Origin of the sequence: Hyalangium sp., assembly GCF_045802625.1 — a bacterium.
GTDB lineage: Bacteria > Myxococcota > Myxococcia > Myxococcales > Myxococcaceae > Hyalangium.
In genome coordinates this window covers 13,725-31,919 of sequence record NZ_JBJMQP010000202.1, presented here as the reverse complement: position 1 = coordinate 31,919, position 18,195 = coordinate 13,725, and the positions used below count along the sequence as shown (strand labels likewise).

The following is an 18,195-nucleotide window of genomic DNA, read 5'->3' as shown; positions in this document are numbered from 1 at the left end:
GCCTGAACCTGACGGTGACGTTCACGCCGACGGTGCCTGGGGCCACTTCGGCCACGCTGACACTGAGCACCAGTGACGTGGCCAAGCCCACCATCGCCGTGGCGCTGTCAGGCACGGGAGTGAATCCCACCGCCGTGGTGGCCTCCACGCTGGCCTTTGGAGAGCAGAGTGTGGGAGCCACCCCCGCGCCGACGATGGCGCTGGGGGTGCGCAACAGCGGCACGGGTACGCTGCACATCACCAACGCGGTGCTGAGTGGGGCGGACAGCGCGCGCTACAGCGTCAGCCCCACCACGCTGGATGTGCCGGCAGGCCAGATCTTGAACCTGACGGTGACGTTCACCCCCACAGCCCTGTCCGCCACCTCCGCCACGCTGACGTTGACCACCAATGATGTGGCCAAGTCCACCATCACCGTGGGGCTGTCAGGCACGGGGGTGAATCCCATTGCCGTGGTGGCCTCCACGGTGGCGTTCGGAGAGCAGCGAGTGGGAGCCACCCCCGCGGCGACGATGGCGCTGGGGGTGCGCAACAACGGCACCGGCACGCTGCACATCACCAACGCGGTGCTGAGCGGGACGGACAGCGCGCGCTACAGCATCAGCCCGGCCACGCTGGATGTGCCATCCGGCCAGAGCCTGAACCTGACGGTGACGTTCACGCCGACGGTGCCAGGGGCCACTTCGGCCACGCTGACGTTCAGCACCAATGATGTGGCCCGGCCCACCATCGCCGTGGATCTATCGGGCACAGGGGTGAATCCCACCATCTCGGTGCCGCTCACGCTTCCCTTTGGAGAGAAGCGCTTGAACACCCCCGCGGTGACGATGCCGTTGGTCGTGGGCAACACCGGCTCTGGCACCCTGAGCATCAGCAATATCGCCAAGAGCGGCCCAGGCGCGGCCTACTTCACCTTCACGCCGAACGTGCTCTCCGTGGGGGCCCAGGACACGGGAACCATCAACGTGTCGTTCAACCCCACCGCCGAGGGCAGCACGTCCGCCACGCTGACGCTCACCACCAGTGATGTGAACAAGCCCACCGTCACCGTCACCCTGACGGGCACCGGCGTGGCCCCTGTCGCTTCGGTGCCCGCCACGCTCTCCTTTGGGGACCAGCGCGTGGGCGCCATCCCCAGCCCGACGGTGACCCTGGCGGTGAGCAACACCGGCTCCGGCACGCTCCACATCACCAACCCCGTGCTGAGCGGCGGTGGCGCCACGGTCTACAGCGTCAGCCCGAGCACGCTGGATGTCCCGGGAACACAGAGCCGCAACCTGACGGTGACCTTCTCGCCCACCGTCGTGGGCACGGCCACGGCCACCTTGACCCTCAACACGGATGACGTGGGCAAACCGACCGTCTCGGTCGCCTTGTCGGGGGTGGGGGTGAACCCCACGGTCACCGTGCAGGACACGCTCCCCTTCGGGGACAAGGAGGTCGGCGTCTCCTCGACGTTGACGTTGTCGGTGGGCAACACCGGCTCGGGCAACCTGCACATCAGCAACCCCACGCTGACGGGCACGGGGGCCGCGTTCTACACCATCAGCCCCAGTACGCTGGATGTCGCCAGCGGGCAGAGCCTGCCCTTGACGGTGACGTTCACCCCCACGGTCGTGGGGCAGGCGGATGCCACCCTGACGCTGACCACCAACACGGTGGGCCGGGAGTCGGTGAACGTGGCGCTGACGGGCTATGGAGGCCGGCCCAGCATCACCCTGGATCCCCCCTCGCTCGACTTCGCCGGCGTGCGCGTGGGCACCACCCTGCAGCAGAAGGTGACGATCCACAACGACGGCCGGGCCCCGCTGAAGATCACCAGCGCTCCGACGGTGTCGCCCTCCGGCACCTTCTCCTATGTCGGGCAGAGCGCGTTCACGATCCCCGCGGGCGGGCAGTTCGACGTCCAGGTCTCCTTCGCGCCGACACAGACCACCAGCTACGGCGCCACCCTCAACATCGTCTCGAATGCGCCGGGCAGCCCCACCTCGCTGCCCCTGAGCGGCTTTGGGGCCAACCCCCAGATGAGCGTCAGCCCCTCCAGCATCTTCTTCGGAGACGTGCGGGTGAACGATAAGAGCACCGCGCAGACCATCACGCTCACGGTCACCAACAGCACGGGCGAGGCCTACGTGGAGCTGCAGAACCTGACCGTGGTGGGGCCCTTCTCCTTCAAGACGGTGGACACGCTCCCGCACAAGATCAAGTCGGGGACCTCCTACGCCGTCACGGTCCAGTTCAATCCCAGCTCGCCGTCGGCGGACGGAACGCCGACGACAGGCTCCATCACCATCAACACGGATCTGCCTCAGCAGCCCACGGTGGCGCTCTCGGGCAACGGCATCATCTCGAAGGCGGAGGTGTCGGTCACCTCGCTCGACTTCGGCGCGCAGCGCGTGGACAAGAAGAGCGGCTCGTTGCCGGTCATCGTCTCCAACACGGGCAAGGCCGAGCTGCAGATCAGCGGGCTGTCCTTCTCCAACGCCGAGTTCGCCCTGGACTCTTCCCCGGTCTACCCGCTGACGGTGGCCGCGGGCGCCAAGCAGGCCCTGTTCGTCACCTTCAGCCCCAGCACGCTGGGGGACAGGGCCGGCAAGCTCTCCATCATCAGCAACGCCTATGGGAGCGTGCCCCAGCTGGACCTGACAGGCACGGGCGTGGATGGCCAGATGAGCTTCACGCCCAGCGATGTCGCCTTCGGGCACGCGGATGTGGGGAGCACGGGCGTGCAGCAGAGCGTGGTGCTCAAGAACACGGGCGCCTACCCGCTGACGATCAGCACGGTGGTGGCCCCCTCGGATTTGCAGTTCACGGTCTCGGGGTTGCCCAATGGGCTGGTGTTGCAGCCGGACGCCACCTGGCCGTTCATCGTGACCTACACGCCGAGCAAGCGCGGCTACACCCTGGCGACCTCCGTCATCACCAGCGATGCCCAAAAGAACACCACGTTCAACCTGGCGATGTCGGGCACCGGAGATGCCGCGGCCGTGGAGCTGCAGCCCACGGACATCTACTTCGGCGCCACCAACGTGGGGGTGCCCATCACCCAGGACATCTCCGTCAAGAACGTGGGCGAGAAGGCGCTGTCCGTCTCGAACATCGCCTTCGCGGATACGACGGCGAGCGCGGGCGATTCCCTGGACTTCAGCTTGGATAGCTCGGTGGCGCTGCCGCTGGTGGTGGATCCGGGGGCGAGCAAGCTCGTCCGGTTGAAGTTCACGCCCAGCAAGGCGGATTTGCGCCAGGCCAAGGCCAACTTCTACACCAACGTCGTGTCGGACAGCGGAGTCGTGACGGCCACCGTCGGCGGGCGAGGCACCTCGCCCACCATGCAGCTGCTCCCCACGGATCTGGCGTTCAGCAACGTGCTGGTGGGCAACGCCTCGGCGCCTCAATTGGTCAAGATCACCAACACTGGCAACGGCCCGCTGACCTTGAGCACCATGAAGCTGGTGGGCCCCGACGCCGCGGCCTTCATCATGACGGCGCCGGATCTGCCGGCGGTCCTGCCACCGAAGGTCTCCACGACGGTGTCGGTGTCGCTGAAGCCGGACGCGGAGCGGCTGTTCTCCGCTCAGATCCAGCTCCAGTCCAACGACGTGACGGCGCCCACCGCGACGGTGGGGCTGTCCGGAGCAGGCGTGGGGCAGCAGATCCAGGTCTCGGAGACGGCGCTGGACTTCGGGTACCAGCTGCTCAACAAGGCTTCGAGCGCGCGTGTGGTGCGTGTCACCAACAGCGGCGACACGACGCTGACGCTCTCCAGCGTCACGGTGGAGGGAGATGGGGCCTCTCAATTCGCCGTGACCAAGCCGGCGCTGCCCATCGACTTGAAGCCTGCCGACACGAAGGAGCTCTCGGTGACGTTCACGGCGCTGTCGGAGGCGGACGTGAACTGCACGTTGAAGCTCGTCTTCGGCAACTCGCCCGTGCCGCGCACGGTGACGCTGCACGGCAAGGGCATTCCGTCCGTGCTCTCCGCCACGCCCTCGCCGCTGGACTTCGGGGTGGTGCGCCTGGGGAGCCAGCCTCGGCCGAGGACGCTGCAGATCACCAACCTGAGCAGCGAGAGGATCACCCTCGCCAGGCCTGTCCTGGTGCCGCGCAGCATCGACAAGGACTCGTTCAGCATCGCCTTGGACGCCCCCGTGGAGGGGCGAGTCATCGGGCCGGGCGCGTTCACCACCCTGACGATCAACTACGCCCCCCCTGGCGAGGTGCTGTCCGAGGCCACCCTGTCCTTCGACACCCTGGGGCCCGCCCAGCCGCACACGCTGGATGTCGCGCTGAAGGGCAGGGCCACGCAGCACCTGCTCACGGTGGATCCGGGCAGCCTGGACTTTGGCCGGGTGGACGTGAGCAGCCCGGTGGAGCCCAAGCAGATCACCGTCGTCAACAGCTCCACCCAGGAGCAGCGGGTGGTGGTGAAGCTGAAGACCCTCGAGGGGACGCACTTCTCCTTGAATACGAAGACGCTGGATAGCGGTCCGCTGGCAGCGGGTGGGAGCGTCACGTTCGATGTCTCGTTCATCCCCGAGGCGGCGGGCGAGGAAGACAACGTGGTGCAGGTGTACCTGCAGAATGAGGCCGAGCCCGAGGCGGAGATCTCCGTGACGGGCCATGGCCGCCAGCTCATGGGGAAGGGCGGGGGAGGGTGCTCCAGCACGAGCGCCTCGGCGGAGAGCACGGGGCTGTTGGCGCTGCTGGCGCTGGTGGCCCTGCGCGCGCGGCGGCGGAGGCGCGAGTAGCCGGATGCCCTTCGACGTCAGGAGGATCCTCGAGCAGCTCGAGTCCGGCACCCCCGCGGAGTCCGGGGTGCCGGACTGGCAGCAGGAGAGCTGGCGAGACCCAGAAGGCTTCGCCGCGGCGCTGGCGGTGGCGCACGTGGGCCGTGGAGCGCCCCTCAAGAGCCGGGCCGGCCAGCACTACGACTTCTTCCACGATCTCGTGGTCCGCCACAGCACCACGGATCGCCTCGCCCTGCGCAGCTATGATCGCAGGAGCGGCTGGCAGGCGCTGAGCTACCGCCAGCTGCAGGATCAGGCCGCGCGGCGGGCCACCGAGTGGGCGCGGCAGGGCGTCAAGGCCGGGGCCAAGGTGTGCCTGCTCTACCCCATCGGGAGCGAGCTGCTCATCTCGCTGGCCGCGGCCCTGGGGGTGGGCGCCTGCATCAGCTTCCTGCCACCGCAGGGCCGGCGCTTCATCGCGAAGCGCCTGGGCGAGCTGGGCCCGGATCACATCGCCACGGAGCCGCACCAACTGTTGCTGCTGCAGGGCTTCGAGAAGCAGGTGTTGCAGAGCCGCGGCCAGGCTTCTCCGGCCTTCACCTCGCACACCTATAAACCCGAGGAGCCGGTGGGCTTGTTGTTCTCGCCCCTGGTGGAGCCGGCGGGCACTCCGGCGGTGCTGAAGGCGGAGGAGGCCTGGCGAGGGGCGATGGTGGACGGGCTGCTCACCTTCGGCCTCGGTGCGGGCGAGCACCTGGCGGCTCCGGGCTACCACCCGCTGCAGCACATGCCGGCCTTCCTCTTCACCACGCTGCTGCGAGGGGCCACGTATCTTCACCTCGAGGTGGCGGAGCTCGAGGCGAACCCGGCGCTGATCAACGAGCAGCCGCTGCGAGCGCTCGGCGTCACTCCCACGGTGAGGGATCTGCTGCTGCGCACCCGCACGCAGTTGAAGAGCGTGGGCCACTGGTTCCGCAACCCCGAGGAGCCCATTGACTGGGTGGCCTGGCGGGCTTGGGTGAAGCAGTGCGGCGTGTCCTCGGTGCCATCCTCCAACGTCCTGGTGGATCCCTCCGCGGGCGGGGCGGTCCTCGTCTCGCCGCGGCGGGTGAGGGAGCTGCACACGGAGAGCCCTCCGGCGCCGGGACGCAGCTGGGTGCTGGGCGACGTCAACATGAGCGGCCAGGAGGCGCCGGGAGATCTGGGCGTCTTCTCGCTGCTGCCCGACAAGGAGCGGCCGCCTGGCTACCTGGCGCTGACGCGCTCCTATGGCGTGTACCACTACGGCGGACCGCGCACGGCCCGGAGGGAAGGGCGCGTGTACCCGGCCGCGGAGGTCGCCGAGGTGGTGCAGGGGCTGGCCTTCTGCCGCGGCGCCTCGGTGGTTCCCGCCCCCACGGGTGGGGTGGCCGGCCACTACCGCTACGTGCTGCTCCTCTTCACCGGAGCCCAACCCCAGCAGTCGGGTCCATGGCTGCAAGCGGTGCGTCGCTGCATCGAGCTGGAGCTCGGCGCCGAGCACATGCCCGACCGCATCGACTTCATCCCCCTGTACCCTCGCAAGGTGAAGGGGCAGGTAGACGAGGCCTGGTGCCACACGCAGTACCTGACGGGTGCGCTGTACCGGAAGAGCGCGGATCCGCTCTTCCAGGCGCTCACGGCGCTGCGAGGCCACTTGCTGGAAAAAGCAGAGCCGGCTGTGTGAGGATGGGGCTCCGCGCCATTCTTGCCAGGGAGTGCACCATGGGAGTCCAGGTCGTCACGGGGGCCATGTTGCAATGCAGCTTCGGGGTCGCGCCCTCTTCTCTGACGGTGCTGCCCACCAACAAGGTGCTGGCCACGACTCCCGCGGCCAACATCATGGACAACAAACCGATGCTCAACATCCTGCCCTTCGGCATGTGCCAGTCGCCGGCCAACCCCATGGTGGCCGCGGCGACGGCGGCGGCCCTGGGAGTGCTCACGCCCATGCCGTGCGTGCCCGCCACCGCCGCCCCCTGGGCGCCGGGGTGCCCCACCGTGCTGATCGGCAACATGCCGGCCCTGGAGAGCAACTCCAAGTGCATGTGCAACTGGGGCGGCGTCATCCAGGTCGTCGTCCCTGGGCAGTTCACGGTGCAAGATGGCTGAACCCGCGAAGGTCATTTCTCCTCTGGATCCCCACCTCCTGGACAAGCTGCTGGAGGCCGAGGCTCCGGACCTGGAGAGCTCGGATGAGCGGATCAGCAAGGTCAATGATCTGGTGGCCCGCAGCTCCTACCTCGACGCGGCGCGGGCCTCCGAGGCGCTGCTGCGCGAGGGCCTCTACGACGTGCGGCTGGTGGGCCCCTACCTGCTCGGGCTCTTCCTCGAGGGCGGCATGGCGGCGATGCCCGCGATGTTCCAGTCGCTCTCCAGCATGCTGCTGCGCAACTGGCAGTTCTTCGGCCCGCGCGAGCGCAAGGACGTGTTCGCCGACGGGGGGCTGCGCTGGCTGCTCAAGGTGCTCAACAAGCACCTGGAGCACCATGAGCGCCTCAAGGATCAGACGTGGCAGGCCTGGAGCGCTCCCGCCAACCGGGAGCCGCTGGAGCAGGCGCTCACGCTCAGCGAGGAGATCTTCGCCTCGTTCAGCAGGGTGCTGCCCAGCAATGGCTGCGAGGCTCCGTTCCGCCGCCTGACCCAGTGGCTGGAAGGGCACCTGCAGTCCCTGCCCGAGCCGGTCTCCGCGCAGCCGTCCGAGCCGGGGCCCGAGGAAGCGCCCGACGAGCGCGAGCCCTCCGAGCCGGGGCGGCCTGCCTCCGCCGCCACGGCCGGGCCCTCCATCCCGGTCTCTCCCGCGATGGCCGAGCTGATGCGCAAGCTGGCCGCGTTCAACACGCTCGTCGAGCGCGAGGACTTCACGCGCGCCACCGTGGTGGCGGCGGACGTGATGGCGGTGATCGAGCGCTTTGATCCGCGCGTGTACCTGCCCTCGCTGTTCTCCCGCTTCTTCGCCGGGCTGAGCACCCACGCCGAGCAGGTGGAGCCCCTGCTGCAGGGCACCGACGCGCTGTCCTTCCGCGCGCTGGATCAGCTCTACCGCGTCGACCTGGACACCTTCCTCAAGCAGGCGGAAGAGGCGGAGGAGTAGGGCCATGGACGGCCCGGTCGAGCAGCGCATTCGCGACCGCATCCGCGGCTTCGACATCCCCGCGCTGCTGGACGTGCTGGCCACCCACGGCTACGGCGATGCCGAGATCGAGTACCGCAGCCACCGCACCACCGTGCGCCAGGCCCACCTGGTGCACGACATCCAGTTCCTCCAGCAGCCGCGCAAGCGCGTGATCATCACCGTGAACATGGGCCTGTTCAGCGCCCAGTCGCCGCTGCCCTCGTTCATGATGCGCACGATGGATCAGCTCGATCACGACAGGCTCGAGCGCTTCATCGGCTACTTTGATCACCTGCTGCTGGAGGAGTGCTTCACGGGGCTGTTCCCCGAGCGCAACCCGGACCTGCTGCCCGGCTGGCCCGAGGCGGCCCCGGATCGGCTGCGCCTGCTGCGCCCCACCTGCCCCAGCACCCTGCACTGGATCTTCAGCAAGAACTATCCCGAGGCGGAGATCTCCGTGCGCCGCGAGGTCCGCCAGCAGCAGGTGCCCGCCAAGGAGATGCGGCTGGGAGCCAGCGCGCTCGGTGAGGGCGACTCCATGGGCGGCTTCGCCTCCATCCCCACCGGCGGCGTGGAGGTGAAGATCCACTGCCGCGAGCCCTTCTCCAGCAACGGCCGGCCGTGGGCCCTCGAGGCTCGCCGCCGCTTCGAAGCGGAGCTCTTGCCCCTGCTCTCCGAGACGGTGTTGATGCTCACGGTGATCCTCGTGATGCACGAGCAGGAAGGTGTCCTACGTTTGGAGCGATCCAGCCACCTTGGCTACGACGCCCTGCAAGAGGCCGCGCTCGAAGCTCAGCAAGTCCTTCTCTTTTCAGGGGATACCTCAAGCACTCAGACAAGCGGTGACTCATCTGGGCCGCTAGCTTGACCCCCCTGAACTGATCTCCCTAGAGTGTTGACTATCAACACCGCGGGCGCGTCCTGCAGCGGAGTCGGGGGGCATCGGTTTCCCAAGGAACGTGTAGCCGCGCCGTGCAAGGAGAAGCCGTGCCCATTCAGGACAGTCTGCCCAAGTCTCGTATCACGCTGATCTACCGCACCAACATCAATGGCAAGGAGGAGGACGTCAAGCTCCCCTTCCGCGTCGTGGTGCTCGGTGACTTCTCGCTCGGCCGCTCCAAGGATCGTCAGGTGGATGTCGAGGAGCGCAAGCTGCGCTCGGTCAACGGCTCCAACCTCAACGATCTGATGAAGGACATGGGCATGTCCGTCGCCTTCGAGGTGGATGACAAGCTCAGCGCCGATGGGGAAGGGAAGATGGCGGTGGAGCTGCCCATCGACCGGATGAAGTCCTTCCACCCGGACGAGATCGTCAACCACGTGCCCAAGCTCAAGGCGCTGATGCTGCTGCGCAAGCTCCTGATGGAGATGCAGTCGGACATCGACAACCGCAAGGATCTGCGCCGCAAGCTCTACGAGCTGTTCTCCAACAAGGACGAGCTCAAGAAGCTGCTGGAGAGCGAGCAGCTCAAGAGCTACGCCAGCATGCGCCTGCCCGCGGTCGCCGCGAAGCCGCAAGAGGGCCAGCCCGCGCTCCCCGCGACGAACGTCCCCGCTCCTGCCCCCGCTCCTGCCCCCGCCGTGGCTCCCGCCAAGGCTTGATCTTCCACCCTTATTTTTTGACTTTGCCGAGGAGCACGTAGCTCATGGCCGAAAAGAACGTTTTGAAGGAGTTGTTCGAGGTTCGCGGGCTCGACATGCCCACCAACGCCCAGCCGCTGGTGGGCACGGGCCTGGTCCCCGTCCCCAACGATATGCAGGTGCCGGGGGAAGAGCGCTTCATGTCCGCCCTGGCGGCCATGCTCTACAACGTCGAGCCGATCCAGGACGACGCCGGGCAGACCCGCTTCGACAAGGGCGAGGTGATGAAGGCCATCGCCCGCGTGGACGAGCTGATCGAAGCGCAGATGAACGAGATCATCCACCACGAGAACTTCCAGAAGATCGAGGCGTCGTGGCGCGGGCTGGAGGATCTGGTCAACAACACCAACTTCCAGGCGGACATCACCATCGACATCCTGGACGTGGACAAGGAGGAGCTGGCCGAGGACTTCGAGAAGAACTCGAGCAACATCTTCTCCAGCGCCCTGTTCGACAAGATGTACATCAAGGAGTACGACCAGTTCGGCGGCCGGCCGTACGGCGTCATGCTGGGGCTGTACGACTTCACCTCCTCGCGCCAGGACATGACGTGGCTGGAGCGCATGGGCAAGGTGGCCAACGCCGCGCACTGCCCGTTCATCGCCGCGGCCAGCCCGAAGTTCTTCGACTGCGACAGCGTGGAGCAGCTCGAGTCGCTCAAGAACCTGGACGGCGTGCTGAGCCACCCGCGCTACAGCAAGTGGATGGAGCTGCGCGACAAGGAAGAGGCCGCGTACATTGGCCTGACGCTGCCGCGCTACGTGGTGCGCCTGCCGTGGGATCCGGACAAGAACCCCTGCGACGTGCTCAACTTCAAGGAGGACGCCGAGGGCGACACCAAGAAGTACCTCTGGGGCAACACCGCGTACCTGATGGGGCGCAACCTGGTGAAGTCCTTCGAGCAGTCCGGCTGGTGCCAGTCCATCCGTGGCCCCAAGGGCGGCGGCCTCGTCACGGGCCTGTCGGTGGACACCTTCACCCTGCGCGGGCAGAAGATGATCCAGGCGCCGGTGGAGATCGCCATCCCCGACTACCGCGAGTACGAGTTCGCGCGCAACGGCTTCATCCCGCTGGTGTACCGCAAGGGCTCCGGTGAGGCGACGTTCTTCAGCACCCAGTCCATCAAGCGGGCCAAGAAGTTCAAGGACCCGAAGGACTCGGAGAACTCGCAGCTGGTCACCAACATGGCCTACACGTTCTCCATCACCCGGCTGGCGCACTACATCAAGAGCATCATGCGGGACAACATCGGCAGCACCGCGGACGCCGGCTACGTGCAGCGGCAGATCGACGCGTGGCTGTCCGGCTACGTCACCACGGTGGTGAACCCGGATGACCTGACGCTGCGGCGCTTCCCGTTCAAGGCCACCAACATCATGGTGGAGGCGCGGCCCGGAGAGATCGGCTGGTACGACTGCAAGGTCGCCGTGCTGCCGCACATCCAGTTCGAAGGCCTCAACGTGGAGCTGATGCTGGAGTCCCGCCTGGGCTGATCAGGCACTCGTCGTAATTTCCATTCAGACAAGAGGAGGCGGCAATGCCACAGTTTTCGCGTGCCCTGGACGTTTACCAGGGCTTCAACTTCAAGAAGGACAAGCAGAACTCCGTGGGCTACATCACCAAGCTGAAGCTGGGTGATATCGAGCTCACCGCCGATCAGGAGACGATCAAGGATCCGGAGCAGCCGGACAAGGCGCTGGCCAACAAGGTGGTGGGCGTGCTCAACCACTACCTGTGGGAGACGGGCACCACGGACGCCATGTACCTGTCCGCGCAGGTGTCCACCTCCAACAAGCAGGTGCTGTCCGCGGCCCTCATGGGCACCTGGGCCAACATCCAGGTCGAGTTCCAGTACACCGTCTACGAGTACGATCCGCTCGCCAAGAAGTACTTCAAGTCCAACTACTCGGACGCGGCGCTCAAGGGCCTGCTCGAGAAGAGCGGGGATGACCTGAACCTGTCGGTGGCGGACGACGAGTCCCGCGAGGTGCAGTCGCCGAAGAACTTCACCCTGCAGGTGGGCATCAAGCCGCAGACGCTGGAGCAGACGGTGAACCTGGCCACGGGCTCGGGCAAGAACATCGTCAAGCAGTGGGGCGTCACCGAGACTGCGGCGAAGTAGGCAAGGGCAGCTCTTCCGATAGGACCGATACCATGCAGCGCCACAAGCTCGCGCGGGTCCGCTGGCAGGTTGGCCAGACGCTCCTTCCCGAGCACTTTCGCGCTCAGGACGAGGCGCTCTCGTCCGAAGCGCGGCTGCATGCGGAGCTGACCGGGCTGCCTCAGGTCGGTATCGCCTCGCTCGCCTGGAGCGAGGCGCTGCTGGCCGAGGGCAGCCTGTCGCTTTCCCTGCTGACCGCCGTCATGCCGGGCGGCTTCCTGGTGGATGTGCCCGGCAACGCCGCGCTGCCGTCCTTCTCGCTGGAGGCCACGGGCCGCGCGGAAGTGACTGTCTACCTGCACCTGCTGGAGGAGATGCGCGGCACCGAGGGCGTGCCCCTGTACTCGGGCGAGCCTCCCAACGTGCAGCGCGTGCTGCACCGGATGCAGCTCTCCAGCGAGCAGTCCGTGGACAGGGCGCTGTCCTCGCTGCAGCTGGTGTCCTTCTCCAAGGGGCTCGAGGGCATGTGGCGCCCCGACGCGCAGAAGGTGCCGCCGCTGCTGCTGGTGGGCCCCAACCCCTTCCTCGACGAGCTGCTGGGCCAGGTGGACGCGCTGCTGGACAAGGCCCACGGCCAGCTGCGCACGCTGCTGCTGGACAGCTACCAGCGCCCGGATCGGCTCGCCAGCGCCCGCCGTACCCTGCTCGAGGTGCGCCGGTTGCAGGCCTTGCGCTCGGACATCGCCAACGGCATCTGCCCGCACCCGTACCACTTCTTCGACGCCCTCCGGCGGTTCTACTTCGAGGTCTGCTGCTACCTGGAGCTGGAGCCCGATGGGGCCCTGCCCACGTACGTGCACACGGAGCTCGGCGCGGGGCTGTGGGGCTGGGTGCAGCTGTTGAGCCGGGCCCTCCACCCGAAGGACACGCGGCTCACCTACAAACCCTTCGAGGTGAAGGATGGGCAGTTCATCCTCTCGCCGCTGCCCGCGCTGGAGGCGGGCGTGGAGAGCGAGCTGTACCTGCTGGTGCGCAGCGAGGATCCCAGCCATCCACCCTCCATGGAGGGCGTGAAGGTGGCGAGCCCCTCGCGCCTGCCGGTGGTGCGCCGGCTGGCGCTGCGAGGCATTCCCTTCAAGCTCGTGGAGCACCCGGGCTTCCCGCACGCCTTCGGGCCGGAGATCACCTGGTACAAGCTCTCGCTGGGGGAGGAGTGGCAGTACGCCCTGCGCGACAACGGCATGGCCTTCTTCGTCACCCCGGCGCTGCAGGGCCACCAGGTGTTCCTCTTCTGGCGGAGGGCGTGAGATGAGCCGCCCGGCCTTCATGGACAAGTTCACCAGCTCCTGGCAGCGCCAGAGCGGCGATGGCGAGCTGGAGCGGGTGCGGCTGAACCTCGAGTCCGTGCTGAACACCAAGGAGGGCTACGGCTACTTCGTCGAGGGCTTTGGCCTGGGGCGCTACACGGAGAAGTTCGGCACCCAGGATCTGATGAAGACGCTGACCGGGGAGATGCTGAGCTCGGTCGAGCGGCATGAGCCTCGGCTCAAGGACGCGGAGCTGGAGCTGCGCGGCCGGGACTCGGGGCTGTGGCTGCACTTCGTGCTGACGGGGACGCTGAGCGGTGAGCCCTGCACCTTGCGCATCCTCTTCCACACCGTGAGCGGCCAGGTGCGGGTGGAGGAGGACGAGGAGCCATGAGGGAGACCACCTTCCAGGAGCGTCTGGCGGTGACGCTCACCCTCACCATCGCCGGCACGGCGCACAAGGTGATCTCCGGCAGCATCAAGCGCCTGGCGCTGGAGCTGTGGAGCTGGGGGCTGGAGGGTGAGGTGGAGTTCATGCTCACCGACAACCAGAGCCAGGGCGGCCAGGACCAGGACAAGCTGCTGGCCGACTTCCTCAAGCCGGATCTGGTCGAGGTGTCGATCGAGGTGAAGGCCGATCTCCCGGGGACCTCCTCCGAGCCGACCTACACCCCGCTGACGGTGAAGGGCTACGTCACCGAGAAGACGCTCCAGGAGCAAGCCGTCACCACGGGCGACAGCGATCTGATCCTCCACCGCCGCTACGGCATCCGCTTCCTGGACGCGGCGCGGCTGCTCTGGCGGCAGCACTACCCCTGCGCGCTCTACACCCAGAAGACGGTCAAGGACGTGCTGGAGGCGCACAAGGGGGACAAGATCCAGCTCGCCTACGACTGGGACGCGAAGCTGGGCACCCAGCACTCCATGATCTTCGTGGGGCTGGAGCCCGAGCGAGGCGCGAGCTTCTATGACTGGGTGCTGTGGTACGTGCACGGCAACCACGGGGTCTTCACCCACGACTACACGACGCACGGCTACAAGCTGGCGGCCGCCAAGGACTCGTCCGGCACGCCCCAGCAGCTCTACACCAGCAACCTGTCCTCGCTGGAGCTGCTGCTGCCCGAGGTCATCCGCCACGAAGTGAACGTGCTCAATGCCCTGGCCGAGAGCCCGCAGACCCAGAACGTGCCGCAGGACCAGGTCGTCACCGGCATCCGCCAGGACGTGCTGCTGTGCACCCCCATCTCGGACGACGTGCAGGCCCGGGTGGATCTGGAGACGGCGCGGCTGAAGGCGCGCGGCGCGGAGCTGGAGCTGGTGTGGCGCTCGTTCCCCGAGACGGCGTTCGCTCCCGGGGCGCTGGTGAAGCTGCCTCCCAACGAGGCCTGGGGCGCCGCGGGCGTGGCCGAGGATGCCACCTTGCGCGTGCGCACCCTGCGCCTGTACGCCGAGGTGGCCAGCGAAGCCGAGGAGGAGGTGTACGGCGACGGCTACTCGCTCTTCTCCTTCCGCATGAGCACGCGGCTGGAGCCCCAGGACGAGACGTACGTGGATCTGCCCGCGTGGCAGCCGCCGCTCTACCCGCGCTACGTGGAGGGCTTCATCGTCAGCGAGCAGGGCGCGGACGAGGACGAGACGTGGCAGGCCTATACGGACTCGGCCACCTCGCTGGACGGGTACAAGGTCAAGGTCCCGCTCTTCGAGGACCAGATCATCCCCACGCCCTTCAACCCGAACCTGCTGCCGGGCCACTTCTACTTCCCGGCCTACAAGGGCGAGCGGGTGCTGGTGGCGCTCGACTTCCAGCGCGCGTGGATCAAGCGCTTCCTGGACTGGCGCACCGGGGCGCGCATGCCGCAGGACGGGCAGGGCGTGGCCCTGCTGGTGGGGAAGACTCCCGAGAACGGGACGGCCCTCAAGCACTACTACACGGACGACAAGCCCGTGTTCCTGATGCAGCGCACCCATGACAAGGACACGCAGAAGATCCAGATCACCGAGGGCACGCTGCTCATCCAGGTGAAGGAAGAGCAATCGTAAGGGGAAGGGGGCCCCCCGTGCTCCGCCGAGGAAGCGAGGAACCATGGGCAAGCTGGTCTGCACCGTCGAGTTGGACAAGGAGAAGGGCGTCACCGTAAAGGTGGAGAACGCCGATGATCAGATCACCCAGACGGTGGTCATGGACGGCACCAGCATCACCATCAAGGTCCAGGGCTCCGAGGAGACGAGCACGATCGTCCAGAAGCAGGACAGCGTCACCATCACGTGCAAGGATTTCACCGTGGACGCCACCGGCACGCTCACCATGAAGTCGGCCAAGGCCTCCAGCTGGAACAGCCAGGACACGCTCAAGGTGGAGAGCACCAAGGACATGACGATCACCTCCAGCGCCAAGTACACGCTGAGCGCCACCCAGGACGCGAAGCTGTCCTCCAACGCCAAGGTGGCGATCGAGGCGGCCACCAACCTGGACATGAAGGGCCTGCAGACCAGCCTCATCGCCTCGGGCGGGGACAACAAGATCGAAGGCATCAACTTGAAGATGGCCGGGAAGGCGCAGGCGGAGCTGGCCGCGCCCATGACGAAGGTGTCCGGGGACGGCAAACTGGGCCTGGAGTCCTCGGGCATGGCGGAGCTGAAGGGCTCGATGACGACCGTGGGCGGCTCGCTCGTCAAGCTGGGGTGAGGGTGCGGTGAGCGTCTCGTCTGAGCTGATCTACCAGGACTACCTGAACGAGCTGGCCTCGCTGGAGCGCTTCCGGCAGCGGTTCCTCACCTCGTATGACAAGGTGCCGCTGGACAAGGAGGATCCGCACGTGCGGCGCCTCATCGAGTCCATGGCCTTCTTCTCGGTGCAGACGCGCCTGGCCACGCAGCACAACCTGCGCTCCACCTGGCTGCGGCTGTTCTCCTCCTTCTTCGACTTCTTGCTGAGGCCGCTGCCCGCGGTGGCGCATGTGCAGGCGCTGCCCGGGGACAAGATGACCGAGACGGTGGTGCTGCCCCGGGGCACGGAGCTGCGGCTGGCTCCCTCCCACGGAATGGCGGGCACCTTCCGCACGCGGCGCCACCTGCGCATCCTCCCCATCTCCATGGGCGGCAGCGAGGTGGTGCGCCTGCCGAATGGCAACTACCGGCTCATCCTCCGCTTCGAGTCCAGCTTCCCCCGCCGCGATCCCATCGGCATGTTCAGCCTGCACGTGCGGCACCTGGACGAGTACCGCCCCTCGCTGGCCGTCTTCCACGCGCTGCGCGGCCACCTGAAGCAGGTAGGCGTGGTGTACGACGCCCAGGCGGACAGCGGCTCGCAGGGGATGCCGTGCGAGTTCTCCTTCGGCGACAGCCCGGAGCTGCTGGATGATGCCAGCCGCCTCGAGCACCCGCTCCAGCGCGTGCGCGCCTTCTTCCAGCAGCCCGAGCAGGGGCTGTTCCTCCACGTGGCGGTGCCCTCGCACCGCAAGGAGTGGAGCCGCTTCAGCCTGTGCCTGGATCTGGACAAGGCGTGGACGGTGGGCCGCTCGCCGTACCCGGACTTCCTCCACCCCTTCGTCGTGCCGGTGGAGAACCTCAAGGCCGAGCCGGCTCAGCCCATCGTCGCCGACGGCACCCGCTCCGAGTACACCATCCGCGGGATGACGGCCGGCAAGGATCTGCAGCTGCACTCCGTGACGGGCGTGTACGTGCTGGACAAGACGGGGCGCACGCCCATGCGCCCGGCCTTCCTCCCGGGAGAGGGCCCCAGCTACGAGCTGGATGAGGGGCTCGACGAGGATCTGCGCCCGCGCCACAGCCTGCTGGTGCGGCTGCCCGAGGCCTTCCTCGAGCCGCAGAAGCTGCTGGTGGAGGCGCTCTGGTACCAGCCGCAGTTCGTCTCCGAGGCCGTCGGCAAGGTGAGCGTGTCCACGCCGTCGCGGCACGTGGAGGGCCTGGACTGGCAGCTGGTGGGCCGGCTCGAGCCGCAACGGGACAGCGTGCTGCGCAACGACGTGGCGGCGCTCACCCGGCTGCTGGCCTGGAAGGTGAAGTCCACCCTGGAGCGCAACGAGCTGGCCGCGCTGCTGAACTACCTGGGCACGCCCGCCGAGGAGCCGTTCCGCCGCGTCATCCCCTGGGTGCGCGAGCTCAAGGCCACGGTGGCGCCGGATGGCGCGCTGCGCGGCTCGGGCCTGCTGCACGTCTACGAGATGTTGCTGGAGCCCTTCGAGCCCGGCGCCGAGCCCTTGGTGGCCTGCTTCCTCGAGCAGGTGCACCATCTGCTAGAGGCATGGAACGGCGAGGCCTCGGTGGTGCTGCGGCCCACCGTGGCCGGGGCTGGCTCCTTCCCGCTGAAAGTGTCCTCATGAAACTCGAGCATTGGCAAAGCCTCCTCCGGGGCCACCGGCAGGTGCGCGCGCTCCTGGAGCAGTTCCTGCCCCCGGAGGCCTCCGCGGGTGAGGAGCGCACGCAGGTGCGAGTGGGCCAGCAGGGTCTGGCCCAGCTCCAGCACCAGCTCCTGGACGAGGTGGCCGGGCTCCAGAAGGCCCTGGGCGGCGCCTATCGCGAGGAGGAGATCGACGAGGCGCTGCGCCCCTACGTCTACCTGGTGGACGAGATGGTGCTGCGCCGGCTCGCGGACGCGGAGCAGTCGGACTGGCCGCTGCTACAGTGGAAGTTGTTCGGCATCGACTCGGGCGGCGATCGCTTCTACGAGCTGGCGGACGAGAAGCTGGCGCAGCGCGTCGCGCCACTGCTGGTCTTCGAGCTGTTGCACTTCTGCCTCACCGCCGGCTTCGAGGGCCGCTACGCCGGCAGCACCGCCCGGTTGCGTGAGTACAAGGAGAAGCTGGCGGCCCGCATTCCCAAGCCGGAGGCGGTGCCTGTTCCCCCGCCTGCTCCGATCCAGCCCCCGCTCGTTCAGGCCTTCCCGCTGCGCTACTACGTGGCGTCCGGATGCGTGGCCGTCTTTGTACCAGTGCTACTCTGGTGGCTGTCACGATGAGGGAAGAGGCGCAGAGAATGAAGGAGCTGCAGGGGCCCCGGACCCAACTGGGGCGCCTGGAGCAGTCCGTTCGCGCGGAGCTGGGCTCGCTGATCGCTGGAGCCGAGCCGCTGCTGGCCCAGGTGCGCGAGGGCGTGGCGGCGCTCTTTCCCGAGCCCGGAGGTACACGCCTGGCTCCCAAGGATCACGAGGCTCGTCACGAGGAGCTGTTGCAGTCGATGGACGAGCTGGAAGAGGTGCTCGAGGCACTCCAACTGGCCGCTCGTGCAGGCCGCTCCGGGCCGAGCACGGCCCGTAAGGGGGGGTGA

Annotated in this window: 15 protein-coding genes; all 15 read left to right on the top strand. The window is 67.5% G+C overall.

From position 1 onward, the window contains the following. The first annotated feature begins 14 nt into the window (after positions 1–14). The 15 genes from ACJ8AT_RS33755 (at position 15) to ACJ8AT_RS33685 (ending at position 18,195) form a co-directional block, all read left to right on the top strand. A complete protein-coding gene (locus ACJ8AT_RS33755) occupies positions 15–4,748 on the top strand; it encodes a choice-of-anchor D domain-containing protein (protein ID WP_407742085.1) in 4,734 nt (1,577 codons plus the stop codon). A 4-nt stretch (positions 4,749–4,752) separates the two neighbouring features. Continuing rightward, positions 4,753–6,432, top strand: coding sequence for a long-chain fatty acid--CoA ligase (locus ACJ8AT_RS33750; protein ID WP_407742084.1), 1,680 nt, complete (start codon positions 4,753–4,755; stop codon positions 6,430–6,432). A 38-nt stretch (positions 6,433–6,470) separates the two neighbouring features. Next, positions 6,471–6,857: a DUF4280 domain-containing protein gene (locus tag ACJ8AT_RS33745; protein WP_407742083.1), complete on the top strand. Its 387-nt coding sequence runs from the start codon at positions 6,471–6,473 to the stop codon at positions 6,855–6,857. Beyond that, on the top strand, positions 6,850–7,839 hold the full coding sequence (locus ACJ8AT_RS33740) for a type VI secretion system protein IglI family protein (RefSeq protein WP_407742081.1): 990 nt from the start codon (positions 6,850–6,852) through the stop codon (positions 7,837–7,839). Before ACJ8AT_RS33745 ends, ACJ8AT_RS33740 begins: the two co-directional genes overlap by 8 nt. A gap of 4 nt (positions 7,840–7,843) precedes the next feature. Continuing rightward, complete coding sequence (locus ACJ8AT_RS33735; protein WP_407742080.1) at positions 7,844–8,728, top strand: hypothetical protein; 885 nt, start codon at positions 7,844–7,846, stop codon at positions 8,726–8,728. 119 nt (positions 8,729–8,847) lie between these two features. Continuing rightward, positions 8,848–9,462, top strand: coding sequence for a type VI secretion system contractile sheath small subunit (gene tssB, locus ACJ8AT_RS33730; protein ID WP_407742079.1), 615 nt, complete (start codon positions 8,848–8,850; stop codon positions 9,460–9,462). 44 nt (positions 9,463–9,506) lie between these two features. After that, a complete protein-coding gene (gene tssC / locus ACJ8AT_RS33725; protein ID WP_407742078.1) occupies positions 9,507–10,994 on the top strand; it encodes a type VI secretion system contractile sheath large subunit in 1,488 nt (495 codons plus the stop codon). Positions 10,995–11,038: 44 nt separating this feature from the next. Continuing rightward, a complete protein-coding gene (locus ACJ8AT_RS33720) occupies positions 11,039–11,623 on the top strand; it encodes a hypothetical protein (protein WP_407742077.1) in 585 nt (194 codons plus the stop codon). Positions 11,624–11,655: 32 nt separating this feature from the next. Continuing rightward, positions 11,656–12,909 carry a type VI secretion system baseplate subunit TssK gene (gene tssK / locus ACJ8AT_RS33715; protein ID WP_407742076.1) on the top strand — a complete coding sequence of 418 codons (1,254 nt, stop codon included), beginning with the start codon at positions 11,656–11,658 and terminating at the stop codon, positions 12,907–12,909. A gap of 1 nt (position 12,910) precedes the next feature. After that, positions 12,911–13,303, top strand: a complete 393-nt coding sequence (locus ACJ8AT_RS33710) for a GPW/gp25 family protein (RefSeq protein ID WP_407742075.1) — start codon at positions 12,911–12,913, stop codon at positions 13,301–13,303. Beyond that, a complete protein-coding gene (locus ACJ8AT_RS33705; protein WP_407742074.1) occupies positions 13,300–14,949 on the top strand; it encodes a hypothetical protein in 1,650 nt (549 codons plus the stop codon). Before ACJ8AT_RS33710 ends, ACJ8AT_RS33705 begins: the two co-directional genes overlap by 4 nt. 43 nt (positions 14,950–14,992) lie before the next feature. Continuing rightward, complete coding sequence (locus tag ACJ8AT_RS33700) at positions 14,993–15,595, top strand: hypothetical protein (protein WP_407742073.1); 603 nt, start codon at positions 14,993–14,995, stop codon at positions 15,593–15,595. Between the two features lie 7 nt (positions 15,596–15,602). Continuing rightward, complete coding sequence (locus ACJ8AT_RS33695) at positions 15,603–17,252, top strand: type VI secretion system baseplate subunit TssF (protein WP_407742072.1); 1,650 nt, start codon at positions 15,603–15,605, stop codon at positions 17,250–17,252. Further along, the gene (locus tag ACJ8AT_RS33690; RefSeq protein ID WP_407742071.1) at positions 17,249–17,887 is read left to right on the top strand and encodes a DotU family type IV/VI secretion system protein; all 639 of its coding nucleotides are present in this window, start codon (positions 17,249–17,251) and stop codon (positions 17,885–17,887) included. Before ACJ8AT_RS33695 ends, ACJ8AT_RS33690 begins: the two co-directional genes overlap by 4 nt. A gap of 17 nt (positions 17,888–17,904) precedes the next feature. After that, complete coding sequence (locus ACJ8AT_RS33685; protein ID WP_407742070.1) at positions 17,905–18,195, top strand: hypothetical protein; 291 nt, start codon at positions 17,905–17,907, stop codon at positions 18,193–18,195.

Coding starts and splice junctions, on each gene's coding strand:
- ACJ8AT_RS33700 (WP_407742073.1), top strand. CDS start 14,993: ATGGGCAAGCTGGTCTGCACCGTCGAGTTGGACAAGGAGAAGGGCGTC.
- ACJ8AT_RS33710 (WP_407742075.1), top strand. CDS start 12,911: ATGAGCCGCCCGGCCTTCATGGACAAGTTCACCAGCTCCTGGCAGCGC.
- ACJ8AT_RS33705 (WP_407742074.1), top strand. CDS start 13,300: ATGAGGGAGACCACCTTCCAGGAGCGTCTGGCGGTGACGCTCACCCTC.
- tssK (WP_407742076.1), top strand. CDS start 11,656: ATGCAGCGCCACAAGCTCGCGCGGGTCCGCTGGCAGGTTGGCCAGACG.
- ACJ8AT_RS33745 (WP_407742083.1), top strand. CDS start 6,471: ATGGGAGTCCAGGTCGTCACGGGGGCCATGTTGCAATGCAGCTTCGGG.
- ACJ8AT_RS33685 (WP_407742070.1), top strand. CDS start 17,905: ATGAAGGAGCTGCAGGGGCCCCGGACCCAACTGGGGCGCCTGGAGCAG.
- ACJ8AT_RS33735 (WP_407742080.1), top strand. CDS start 7,844: ATGGACGGCCCGGTCGAGCAGCGCATTCGCGACCGCATCCGCGGCTTC.
- ACJ8AT_RS33740 (WP_407742081.1), top strand. CDS start 6,850: ATGGCTGAACCCGCGAAGGTCATTTCTCCTCTGGATCCCCACCTCCTG.
- ACJ8AT_RS33720 (WP_407742077.1), top strand. CDS start 11,039: ATGCCACAGTTTTCGCGTGCCCTGGACGTTTACCAGGGCTTCAACTTC.
- tssC (WP_407742078.1), top strand. CDS start 9,507: ATGGCCGAAAAGAACGTTTTGAAGGAGTTGTTCGAGGTTCGCGGGCTC.
- ACJ8AT_RS33690 (WP_407742071.1), top strand. CDS start 17,249: ATGAAACTCGAGCATTGGCAAAGCCTCCTCCGGGGCCACCGGCAGGTG.
- ACJ8AT_RS33750 (WP_407742084.1), top strand. CDS start 4,753: ATGCCCTTCGACGTCAGGAGGATCCTCGAGCAGCTCGAGTCCGGCACC.